The 10,268-nt window shown below is 65.1% G+C and carries 11 protein-coding genes, 1 tRNA gene and 3 pseudogenes; 7 read left to right on the forward strand and 8 right to left on the reverse strand.

What is annotated here, in order from left to right:
• The first annotated feature begins 92 nt into the window (after nt 1-92).
• Nucleotides 93-164, forward strand: a tRNA-Arg gene (locus ACN4F8_RS02110).
• An 82-nt stretch (nt 165-246) separates the two neighbouring features.
• On the opposite strand, the gene ACN4F8_RS02115 is transcribed toward ACN4F8_RS02110, so the two are convergent.
• Entirely contained in the window at nt 247-1,581 is a 1,335-nt protein-coding gene (locus tag ACN4F8_RS02115) for an NAD(P)H-dependent oxidoreductase (protein ID WP_419472071.1), read from the reverse strand.
• Nucleotides 1,582-1,658: 77 nt separating this feature from the next.
• Nucleotides 1,659-2,129, reverse strand: a complete 471-nt coding sequence (locus ACN4F8_RS02120; RefSeq protein ID WP_419472072.1) for a hypothetical protein — start codon at nt 2,127-2,129, stop codon at nt 1,659-1,661.
• A 10-nt stretch (nt 2,130-2,139) separates the two neighbouring features.
• Between ACN4F8_RS02120 and ACN4F8_RS02125 the strand changes: the two genes are divergently transcribed.
• Complete coding sequence (locus ACN4F8_RS02125; RefSeq protein WP_419472073.1) at nt 2,140-3,246, forward strand: PQQ-dependent sugar dehydrogenase; 1,107 nt, start codon at nt 2,140-2,142, stop codon at nt 3,244-3,246.
• Nucleotides 3,247-3,258: 12 nt separating this feature from the next.
• Here the strand turns inward: ACN4F8_RS02125 and ACN4F8_RS02130 are convergent, their stop codons facing one another.
• Nucleotides 3,259-3,486 (reverse strand): hypothetical protein, encoded by a 228-nt coding sequence (locus tag ACN4F8_RS02130; RefSeq protein ID WP_419472074.1) that lies wholly within the window; start codon nt 3,484-3,486, stop codon nt 3,259-3,261.
• Between ACN4F8_RS02130 and ACN4F8_RS02135 the strand changes: the two are divergent.
• Both ACN4F8_RS02135 and ACN4F8_RS02140 read left to right on the forward strand, forming a co-directional pair.
• Nucleotides 3,467-3,736, forward strand: a pseudogene (locus tag ACN4F8_RS02135) (urocanate hydratase); the annotation flags it as partial. The gene ACN4F8_RS02130 and the pseudogene ACN4F8_RS02135 overlap by 20 nt on opposite strands.
• Nucleotides 3,737-3,749: 13 nt before the next feature.
• Nucleotides 3,750-4,088: pseudogene (locus ACN4F8_RS02140) on the forward strand (aromatic amino acid lyase); the annotation flags it as partial.
• Between the two features lie 45 nt (nt 4,089-4,133).
• Here the strand turns inward: ACN4F8_RS02140 and ACN4F8_RS02145 are convergent.
• From ACN4F8_RS02145 to ytfE, 5 genes and pseudogenes are all read right to left on the reverse strand, one after another.
• A pseudogene (locus ACN4F8_RS02145) lies at nt 4,134-4,394 on the reverse strand (cbb3-type cytochrome c oxidase subunit I); the annotation flags it as partial.
• A 68-nt stretch (nt 4,395-4,462) separates the two neighbouring features.
• On the reverse strand, nt 4,463-5,296 hold the full coding sequence (locus ACN4F8_RS02150; protein WP_419472075.1) for a c-type cytochrome: 834 nt from the start codon (nt 5,294-5,296) through the stop codon (nt 4,463-4,465).
• 283 nt (nt 5,297-5,579) lie between these two features.
• Nucleotides 5,580-5,903, reverse strand: coding sequence for a ferredoxin FdxA (fdxA, locus tag ACN4F8_RS02155; RefSeq protein WP_419472076.1), 324 nt, complete (start codon nt 5,901-5,903; stop codon nt 5,580-5,582).
• 4 nt (nt 5,904-5,907) lie between these two features.
• Nucleotides 5,908-7,089 (reverse strand): NnrS family protein, encoded by a 1,182-nt coding sequence (locus ACN4F8_RS02160; protein ID WP_419472077.1) that lies wholly within the window; start codon nt 7,087-7,089, stop codon nt 5,908-5,910.
• Between the two features lie 14 nt (nt 7,090-7,103).
• Nucleotides 7,104-7,802, reverse strand: coding sequence for an iron-sulfur cluster repair protein YtfE (gene ytfE / locus ACN4F8_RS02165; protein ID WP_419472078.1), 699 nt, complete (start codon nt 7,800-7,802; stop codon nt 7,104-7,106).
• A 110-nt stretch (nt 7,803-7,912) separates the two neighbouring features.
• On the opposite strand from ytfE, the gene ACN4F8_RS02170 reads away from it, so the two are divergent.
• The 3 genes from ACN4F8_RS02170 to ACN4F8_RS02180 form a co-directional block, all read left to right on the forward strand.
• On the forward strand, nt 7,913-8,425 hold the full coding sequence (locus ACN4F8_RS02170; protein ID WP_419472079.1) for an Rrf2 family transcriptional regulator: 513 nt from the start codon (nt 7,913-7,915) through the stop codon (nt 8,423-8,425).
• Nucleotides 8,426-8,613: 188 nt separating this feature from the next.
• Entirely contained in the window at nt 8,614-9,804 is a 1,191-nt protein-coding gene (locus ACN4F8_RS02175; RefSeq protein WP_419472080.1) for an HPP family protein, read from the forward strand.
• 216 nt (nt 9,805-10,020) lie between these two features.
• The coding region (locus tag ACN4F8_RS02180) for a transposase (protein ID WP_419472081.1) at nt 10,021-10,268 on the forward strand (248 nt) is incomplete at its 3' end.

Raw genomic sequence — 10,268 nt, forward strand, 5'->3', positions numbered from 1 at the left:
AGGAAACGTCACACGCCATTCCAAAGAATTCTTTGTGCATCAATGGCTTATGGACGAATGCCACCTTTTGCTGGCATGTGCTGGCTTATGTTGCGTGCAGATGTGGAACGTCATCTCTGGCCTCCGAAGCCAGGTCGTGGGTTCGATCCCCGCCAGCCGCACCAGACCTCGCGTCACGCGCAGACCCAGTCCACCCAAGGTGAAACACCCCTTGTCCCTCGCGCATGTGTTGCACATGCGGGGCTGTCAAGCAAACGTTTTTTCCATTTCGAGGCGGAGCTTGACCGCTGTGGAATGGGCATCGAACGCCACATCCTTCCAGCTCACAGCCTGCCCTGCCTTCACGGGCTTGAGCAGCTTCACGCCATGGGCCAGGCCCAATGGCAAGCCACCCAGGGCCAGCGATTCGCGGGCGGGCAGCAGCTTGCCGAACACGGTGTAGCCACCTTCGCCATCGAGCATTTCACCTGCCTGCAAATCGCGTTTGGCGGTGGCCACCACGTCGCCGTGCCAGCACACCGGCGCGCCCGTGGCTTCGCCGCGCAGACCAATCGACGCCACGGTGATCCCGAGCTCGAGGCCGATCAGGTGAAAAGGTTTGTACATGCTCGAGTACTGCCCACTGGGGTCGGTGATCAAACCGTATTCCTTGAAGCAGCGGGCCACGTAGTCGCTGTCTGCTGCGAAGGTGACGTACACGCCCCAGCGCAAATCGCGAAACACCGGTCGGGTGTCTCGCTCCACGCTGGAGATCACTTCCACCTGGCCCCGCTGGTCAAGAATGCCGCCGTGCTCCCGGGGCTTGAGCACGCGCGCCAGATCGTCCACGCCCACGGCGGGAAACTTCAAGCCGCTGGGCGCGCCCAGCCCGGTGGCGTTGGCAACAGCGGCCATCTCGATGGCGCTCTTGGTGCCATCGAGAAAACTGTTGAACATCTGGGCATTCATGCCGCCCTTGGCAGCATCCTCGGCGGTCAGACCGTAGTGGTTCCACACCGTGTCGGGTGTGCTCTCGTGGTAGGCGGGCAGGTACTTCGTTCCCTTGCCTGCCGCCACCACCGAGAATCCGGCGGCCCGCGCCCAGTCCACCATCTCGCAGATCAGTGCCGGCTGATCGCCGTAGGCCAGCGAATACACGATGCCCGCCTCATCGGCCTTGCGCTTGAGCAGCGGGCCGGCCAGCGCATCGGCCTCCACGTTCACCATCACGATGTGTTTTTTGAACGCGCAGCAGGCCAGCACATGCGCAATGCCCACCGCCGGGTTGCCGGTGGAGTCGATGATGATGTCGACGAAGGGCGACTCGATGAGCGCCATGTTGTCGTCAATGATGGCGGTGTTGCCCAACTTGGCCGCCTGCTCCAGCGATGTCGCGCTGCAAGCGTCTTCCTTCCAGCCCACGTTCTTGAGCGCCGCCTTGGCCCGCGCGGGCGACAGATCGGCGATGCCCACGAGGTGGATGCCCGGCGTGCGCGGCACCTGCGACAGGTACATGGAACCGAATTTGCCGGCGCCGATCATGCCGACGCGAAGGGGTCTGCCTTCGGCAGCGCGCTGTTGAAGTTTGGAGAACAGATTCATGCAGGCCTCGTCAGTTGGGTGCGGGGGAGCTCGGCAGAATACTGCAGCGAGCCCCGCCACCGTGTCGACAATGTGCCTCAGCGGCGCGCCGTGAGCCGGGCGTAGAGCAGACCGGCGACCACGGCGCCGGCCGCCATGGCCAGCAGGCCGGGCAGGTGGCGCGTGGCGTCGATGAACACCGGCATGGGAGCCACCGCGTCCACCGTTCGCACGGCAGCCACCATGCCCACCCCGGCGGCCACTGCCAGCAGCGCGCTGCGCCCGGCAGGCCAGCGGCGGGCGAGAAGGGCTGCCACGGCCAGCGCCGGCAGCCAACCCGCCGCCAGGATGCCGGCGTAGACCGGCGCAAAACCGATGAGGTCTTGCCATGTTGTGCGTGCTCGCACGGCGGCGGGTATGTCCACGCCGAGGTTCACCAGGGCTTGCAGGTTCCAGTGCGTCTGCACCACCGAACCCCAGGCCGTCGCCAGCAGCCAGGCCATCAGCAGCGGCGCCAGATGCTGAGTCCAACGGCGGTTGATGGGGGTGCGTGCGGTGCTCAAACTCATAATGTTCATTATGAAATACGTGTTTGCTTTCATCGTGGGCGCGCTGGCCGTGGTGGTGTCGGCGCAGGCCGCAGGCTACCGGGTCGAGACGGTGGTCAGCGGGTTGGAGCATCCGTGGTCACTGGCCTTCCTGCCCGGTGGCCGCATGCTGGTGACCGAGCGCCCGGGCCGCGTGCGCGTGATCGAGCCCGGGCCCGATGGCCAGCTGCAATTGCGGTCTGAGCCGGTGGCCGGCGTGCCGGCGGTGCTGGCGCGCGGGCAGGCTGGCTTGTTCGACGTGGTGGTGGACCCGGCCTTCGCGGTCAATGGGCGGGTGCTGCTGTCTTTCGCCCATGGTCAGCCGCAGGCCAACCACCTGCGCGTGGTGAGTGCCCGCTTCGACGGCCGTCAACTGCTGGAGGTGAAGCCGGTTTTCACGTCGCAACCGGCCAAGGCCGAGACGCAGCACTTCGGCGGCCGCATGGCCTGGCTGGCCGATGGCAGCCTGCTGATCGGCATGGGCGATGGCAACCTCGATCGAACCGATGCGCAGCGGCTGCACACCCATCTGGGCAAGGCCCTGCGCATCCGGCCCGACGGCAGCGTGCCTGCCGACAACCCGTTTGTTGCGCGCGCGGATGCCCGGCCCGAGATCTACACCCTCGGTCACCGCAACCCGCAGGGGCTGGTGGTGGTGGACGGCGTGGCCTATGCCCATGAGCACGGTGCGCGCGGCGGGGACGAGTTGAACCGCCTGGCGCCCGGGGCCAACTTCGGTTGGCCCGTGACCACCGGTGGCATCGACTACACCTACGCCCGCATCACGCCCTACCGCAGCCTGCCCGGCATCCAGCCGGCGCTGGTGGAGTGGACGCCGTCGATCGCGCCGGCCGGCCTGGCCTGGTACGGCGGCGCGCTGTTTCCCGCGTGGCGCGGCAGCTTGTTTGTGGCGGCGCTCAAGGAACGCAGCGTGCGCCGCGTGCCCCTGAACGGCGGCACACCTGGACCGCAAGAGGTCTTGTTTCAAGAGCTGGGCGAGCGCATCCGCGATGTGCGCGCCGGGCCTGATGGCGCGATCTACCTGCTGACCGACAGCCCCGACGGCCGCGTGCTGCGGGTGGTGCCGGCACCTGGCTGAGCGGCCCGGGTCTCAGGCCCGCGTGCCCATGCCGAGCACGAACTCACCGGGCAACGCATAGCCGTTCGCGTGTGCCCAGCGTTGCACCGAGTGCAGGTACTCGCTGCGCACAGCCTCGCGGGTGGGGGCGTCGAAACGGCCGTAGGCCAGCGCCACCGGCCCGCCTTCAAACGCTGCGTCGCACGCGGTGGTGCCATCCGCGTAGTGGAGGGTGGTGGCGAGCGACTGGCCGCTGCTCAACGCACTGCTCAACACAGCAGGCGGCGCGAGCTGGGTCAGCCTGCACCACGGGGGTGGCGTCGGCATGGGCTACTCGCAGCATTCCGGCATGGTCATCGTGGCCGACGGCACCGATGCCGCGGCCGAACGCCTGGCGCGCGTGCTGGTCAACGACTGCGGCTCGGGCGTGATGCGCCACGCCGACGCCGGTTACGAACTGGCGATCGAAACCGCGAAAAAGCAAGGATTGAACCTGCCCATGATCGGCTGATGCAGGTCACCTCATGAGCACAAGTTTGGTTCTCAACCCTGGCCAGATGACCTTGGCCGAGCTGCGTGCGATCTGGCAAAGCCCGGTTCCCCTGGCGCTGCCAGACTCCGCACAGGCGGTGATAGAAGCCGCCGCGGCCACCATCCAGCGCATCGTCGAAAAAGGCGACGCCGCCTATGGGATCAACACTGGTTTTGGCAAACTCGCTAAAACTCGCATCCCCGACGAACAGCTGGAGTTGCTGCAGCGCAACCTCATCCTGTCCCACTCGGTGGGCACGGGCGAACCCATGAGCGACGCCACCGTGCGGCTGGTCTTGGTGATGAAGGCCGTGAGCCTGGCACGCGGGTATTACCGCGGTCACGCCCATCAAGGTCCACAGGATGAGCTGGACGTAGGCGAGCTTGGTGCTGTAGAGCTCGGTGCGCGATTCGTCCGGCACCATCCAGTAGGTGGCGCCCATGAAGCCTGTGAGCACCCACACGATCAGCAGGTTGGTGTGAATCACCTTCGTCACATCGAACGGCAGGATGTTCAGCAGCGGATCGAGGCCGAGGTACTTGGCGGCGGACAGCAGCCCGAACACCAGTTGCAACCCGAACAACACCATGGCCACGGCGAAATACCAGTAAGCGACCGATTGAGACCTGTAGCGCATGTCAAAACTCCTGCAGAAGGGGCAGCGGCAAACCGCTGCCTGTGTGGGCTTAAAGACGTGGAAGCCCGTTACTTGTAGGTCGACAGGAAGGCTGCGAGGTGGGTGACCTGCTCGGGTGTCAGATCCTTGCCGTAGGTGTTCGGCATGAAGGAGACGCCGTTGGCCGAATACATGGCGCCCTCGACCAGGTGCGCACTGGGCTGGGTGATCGACTCACGGATGAAACTCTCCAGGTCGGTGGCAGCACCCTTGTAGGTCGGCGACGCCATCGTCTGTTGTGTGCGGGTGGCGATACCTGCGAGCGACGGGCCCGCCATGTTGGCACCGACCGAGAGAGAATGGCAGGCGGTGCAGGCGGGTGTGGCGCTGCGAAACACACGCTCACCCAGTACGACCGGGTCTTTGTCGGAGACAGCACCGGCCGGCCCCGCCGTGACGGCGGGCACCGGGGCGTTCCCACCCGTTGCCCCCAGGCCAGTGACCATGATCGGGCGTGGTGGCCAGTTCTGGTTGTCCACCTTGCTCACCCAGTCCAGAAACGCAATCAAGCCATCGATCTCGGCATCGCTCAGGTCTTGCTTGGGCATCAACCGGCGGTGGCGCTGCTCGTCGTAGAACTTGGACGGATCCTTCAGAAAGGCCTGCAGGTAGGGCGCTCCGCGTTGCTGCGCAATCTTGGTCAGGTCGGGTGCGTAGTAGGCACCTTCACCAAACAGGGTGTGGCAATTGATGCAGTTGTTCTTGTGCCATGTGTTCTTGCCCAGTGTGACTGCGGGCGTGATGTTCTGGGCGTTCGTCAGTTTGGGAAACTGGCGGTGGCTGTCCACGGTGAGACCGAGAAAAACCATTGTGGCCACCAGCGTTGAGCCGATCGCGAAGTAACGCGCTTGACGCTTGTTCATGTGTGTGCACCGGCGTCAAACGCTGATGCCCGTCCAGTAGATGACGCTGATGGTGCTGGCGTACGCGATGCCCGCGAGCATCAATCCAAGCACGACATGGCTGAACACCTTGAGACTTCGGTACGCGGTCATGGGTGTTACCTCGAGTGATGGGTCCGTGTTCCCTCAAGAGCGAGAGAGGTGAGCGGATGGTGGATGTTGATGAGTGAGGCGCTGTTGGTCCGTACGGAACCGAACTTATGGCGATGTCTTGGAGATCCGGCTTGCGCACTGCGCTTGCGCTTCACCGTTTGAGCTCTGGCAACTTCGATGTGACCTGGCTCCAAGCCTCGGCATCCGGGAGCGGCAATTTTGTGCGCACGATAGGTTTCCACTCGCGCGCCAGTTCGGCGTTCAGGGCCGTGAAGTGCAACTGGTCGCTCGGCACATCTTCTTCGGCATAGATGGCACTGACCGGACATTCCGGTACGCACACGGCGCAGTCGATGCATTCGGCGGGGTCGATGGCGAGGAAGTTCGGACCTTCCCGGAAGGCGTCGACCGGGCACACATCCACGCAGTCGGTGTACTTGCAGCGTATGCAGGACTCGGTGACAACAAAGGTCATGGACTCAGCCGTCCTTTCCGTCGAGGCGGGCCGTGACCAACCAGGATGAAAAGACCAGCAGGTACAGGGCAAACGCCATGCCCCAAGCGGCTGCGGCCGCTACCAGCCAGACCACCAGTTGCTGGGGCGCGAGCAGCGGCAAGAGAACCCGCGACACGGCAGCGCAGGCCACCAGCACATAAGCAGCAACCTCCAGCGTTGAGGCTTGAAGTGGACGCCCGGTGTGGCCGCGTGCAGTGCGGGTGATCATGCCGATGATGAGCCCGCCCGTGGCTCCCACCGCCAGGGCGTGGATGCCGGACGAGGCGCCCACCACGGTAAGCTGGGACAGCGCGAGCAGCACGATGCCGATGGGCAGCCACGCGTAGGCCAGGTGCAGCACCCACAGAATCGGGCGCGAGCGGGTGCGAAGGGGTTTCCAGCGCAGCATGCGCAAGACATGCAGCAGTGCCGCTGCGCCGAGCGCTGCGGCACTGAAGATGTTGGCCGGAGCCAGTGCCCACAAGGCCAAGGCGATGGCCGTGGTGCCGAGCGTGGCCCGTTCCAGCCAGGGAGGCACCTTCAACCTCAAGCCGGGCAACGCCGACTGGGTGAACGCCGGGATCACCCGCCCGGCGATCACGCACTCGATCATCACGATCAGCGCCAGCCCCGCGTGCAGGGCACGGACCGGTTCGATGTCGATGAGCCCGATCACGGCGCCGTGAAACGCGGCGTTGGCCAGGGTCAGCAGCAGGAGGATGGCACCCAGGGGCAAGTTTCGCCCGCCCCCCGCGCGCAGCAACACCGCGATGAAGATGACCGCCACCAGCGGCAACAGCAGTAAGTCCAGCAAAGCGTAGACCGCATAGGGAGCAAACACGGCCGCGAGCCGGGCGGCCAACCAAAGCCCGAACAGCGCTGCCAGCACACGGCCGCGCGGCGTGTCCAGTCCGGTCCACGCCTTGCCCGCCGTCAGCAGAAAACCCACGATCACGGCCACCGCAAAGCCGAACAGCATTTCATGGGCGTGCCAGAGCACTGGCGAGACCGTCAGGTTGACAGAGACCTTTCCCAACAGGACGGCGATCCACAGCGGGATGGCCAGCATGCCGTAGGCAGCGGCTCCGAGGTAGAACGGGCGGAATCCCAAGCGGAGCACAGGCCACCCCTGGGGCGATGGCACGGTGACTGAAGCAGAGCGCATGGTCGGCGAGGGGTTCAGCAGCAGCTCGCCCGCGCGGGTTCGAACTGCGGGAACAACTGGTTGTTCTCAAGGTGGATGTGCGCAATCAAATCGTCGGCAAACTGGTCGATGCCTGCGTACAGCGCACGCCAGGTGTTGCAGGCTCCTTGGGGAGGCGTGGCGTCGTGCGTCAGGGCCATCAGGCGGTCGAGTTGTTCGCCGTGGCTGGTGTGTTCATCGCGCATCACGCCGATAGGGTGCACGGCCATGCCGCGCCCGCCCGCCTTGAGCATGGGAAACAGGATGGTCTCTTCCTTGGCCATGTGCTCGAGCATCTCGGCCTCGATGACCTCCAGGTGCTCGGCAAGACCTGTGGGCACATCGGGGTTGTCGCGGTGCACCGCTTCCACCCGGCGCGCCATGCGGATCAGCTCGGGCAACTGCTCGCGGTGCACCGCGTGGTAGCGCGTGAGGATGTGGTCGATCATCTCGGCCGGGGCCTGCGGCACGACCGGCGCGTCCGGACGGTCCAGCCGGGCGAGTTCGGCCAGCACCGCGTCCACGTCGAGGCCCTTGTCGTCGCAGGCCTGTTGCAGCGCGATCTGGCCGCCGCAGCAGAAGTCGAGCTTGAGGCGGCGGAACACCGCGGTGGAGCCCGGCAGTTCGACGGCGATCTGTCCGATGGGCTGGCGGGCGCGTTCCAGGGTGTCGGCGGGAGCAAGGGTGGTGTTCATGGCTTGGTTCCTTGAATATGCATTTGTAATGAATATATTAGCGTATAAACTTCAGCCGACATGAATATTCAGACCGTCCACACGGACATCGGTCATGAGGAGGATGCGCGATGCGATTGACCCAATGGACCGACTACAGCCTGCGCGTGCTGATGTACTGCGCCGCCAGCGAACAGCGCGAGCAGCGCGCCACTGTCGGTGAGATCGCCGAGGCCCACGGCATCTCGCGCAGCCACCTCACCAAGATCGTGATGACGCTCTCGGGCTTGGGTTTGCTGGAGACCACGCGTGGGCGCGGAGGTGGCCTTCGCCTGCTCAAGCCCGCACACAACATCGTGCTGGGCGAGGTGGTGCGCCAGACTGAAACGGACTTCACCCTGGTGGAGTGTTTCGACGCCGAGCACAACAGTTGCCGCCTCGACGGCCACTGCCGCCTCAAGACGACGTTGCGCGAGGCCATGGACCGCTACTTGGAGGTGCTCGACGGTGTGACGCTGGCGGATCTGGTCGCACCTGCGGCGGGTGCGCGCAGCCAGCGGGTGCAGTTCGTGCTTGGCCTGCCGCGCCCGCCCGAGGTCGCAGCCCGTCGCACGCGGGTATCTGCCGGCGGCGAAAGCCGCTAACCTCGCCCGATGGTGTCCACCGCTTCCCTGTCGACCAAGGACGTCTGCAAAGCGTCGTCCCAAACCAGACACTTTTTTTGGTCAATAAAGATCGGTGTTGTTTCTTCAGTTGGCCCGTACTTCGCTAGCATCGAACGTGACGGACATACGACATCGCCCCCCTGCAACCCAGCCTAGTTACCTTCGCTTTGCCGTTTCTGCCCAACCGCGACACGCCCGGGCATGCCCGTGACCACCATGCCAGGCGATGGCTGCGTGCACTGCTGCCCCCATCGCCTGGAGCCGACTGGCGCGAACGCCTGCGAGTCGTGGTGGGCGCTGCGCTGGGCATCTTTGCAACCGCTTTGGTGTGTCGGGCGTTCTCGGACGCGGGGACGTCCTGGCCCTGGCTGGTTGCACCGCTCGGCGCCAGTGCGGTGCTGGTGTTCGCCGTTCCCTCCAGCCCCCTGGCGCAGCCCTGGTCCGTGGTGGCCGGCAACACGCTGTCGACGCTGGTCGGTATCGCGTGTGTGCATTGGGTGGGCAGCCCTGAACTCGCTGCCGCCCTCGCAGTGGGCCTCTCCATTGCCCTGATGTTCGCTTTGCGCTGCCTGCATCCGCCGGGGGGCGCATCCGCCCTGATGGTGGCGCTGAGTGGCGTCCAGGACCTGCAATTCGCCCTCACGCCGGTGCTGGTGAATTCCGTGCTCCTAGTGGCCATCGGGATGGTCTACAACAGTGCCACCCGGCGCCCCTACCCCCACAGCCCGTTCTCTGCGGGTGCGGATCAGGCCCGAGACGACGAAGCAGAAGCGGTGGACGCCGACCTGGACGCCGTGCTCGCCCGCTACAACCAGGTTCTCGACATCGGTCGCGACGACCTCAAGGCCCTGCTGCAGGACACCCAACTCAGTGCCTATCAACGCAAGTTGGCCAATCTCCGGTGCGGCGACATCATGTCGAAGGATCTCGTGACCGTGAGTCACCACACGCCATTGCAACAAGCCTGGGCGCTGTTCAGCGAACATCGCATCAAGGCCTTGCCGGTGGTCAATGCCGCGGGCGGCATTGTGGGGATCGTGACGCCTGCCAACTTCATGCGAGCCGCCGAAGGGGACAGCGGCGAGGCCTTCGAAAGCCGGCTTCGCCAGCTGCGAGGCTGGAGAGAAGGGACGGCGACGGGCGGGTTGGGGCGGGTCGGCGACATCATGACGCGCAAGGTCCGCGTTGCCAGCGTGAACCGACACCTCTCGGAACTGATCCCCCTGTTCGGCAGCACCGGCCACCACCACATTCCCATCATCGACGGCAGCGACCGCCTGGTGGGCATCGTGACCCAATCCGACGTCGTCGCGGCGCTTGCCGAGGTGGGCAGGGATCAGGACCCGACCACGCGGTGATGGGGGAATGCAGGGTGTGCTGTCGCACAGACGCCTCAAGACCTCGAAGCCCATCCTCATCCATCGAGATTTCCCAAGCCTGAATGACCGCTACGCGGCAAGGAACACGTGCGAACTGCCGCGTCGGCCGCAGCCAGAGCGGATTCGTGGTGTACGCCGACTAGGGCGTGTTAACACTAATAGCGATCGTGTCGTTTGCGCCGGACAATATTGGGCATGGAGATCACGCCCGCACAATTCGCCACTATTGAGCACTGCCTGCCCAAGCAGCGTGGCAACGTCAGCCTGAGTAACCTGCAGGTGGTCAATGCGATCCTCTATGTGGCCGAGCATGGCTGCAAGTGGCGCGGACTGCCCAAGCGCTTCGGCAATTGGCACACGATTTACACGCGCATGAACCGCTGGACCAAAGCCGGCGTCCTGGATCGCATGTTCGAGGAGTTGCAGCGTGCACAGGTCGTGCG

The sequence above is a fragment of the Hydrogenophaga sp. genome (assembly GCF_048549895.1).
Taxonomy (GTDB): domain Bacteria; phylum Pseudomonadota; class Gammaproteobacteria; order Burkholderiales; family Burkholderiaceae_C; genus Hydrogenophaga.

Coding starts and splice junctions, on each gene's coding strand:
- ACN4F8_RS02115 (WP_419472071.1), bottom strand. CDS start 1,581: ATGAATCTGTTCTCCAAACTTCAACAGCGCGCTGCCGAAGGCAGACCC.
- ACN4F8_RS02150 (WP_419472075.1), bottom strand. CDS start 5,296: ATGAACAAGCGTCAAGCGCGTTACTTCGCGATCGGCTCAACGCTGGTG.
- ytfE (WP_419472078.1), bottom strand. CDS start 7,802: ATGAACACCACCCTTGCTCCCGCCGACACCCTGGAACGCGCCCGCCAG.
- fdxA (WP_419472076.1), bottom strand. CDS start 5,903: ATGACCTTTGTTGTCACCGAGTCCTGCATACGCTGCAAGTACACCGAC.
- ACN4F8_RS02170 (WP_419472079.1), top strand. CDS start 7,913: ATGCGATTGACCCAATGGACCGACTACAGCCTGCGCGTGCTGATGTAC.
- ACN4F8_RS02160 (WP_419472077.1), bottom strand. CDS start 7,089: ATGCGCTCTGCTTCAGTCACCGTGCCATCGCCCCAGGGGTGGCCTGTG.
- ACN4F8_RS02120 (WP_419472072.1), bottom strand. CDS start 2,129: ATGAGTTTGAGCACCGCACGCACCCCCATCAACCGCCGTTGGACTCAG.
- ACN4F8_RS02125 (WP_419472073.1), top strand. CDS start 2,140: ATGAAATACGTGTTTGCTTTCATCGTGGGCGCGCTGGCCGTGGTGGTG.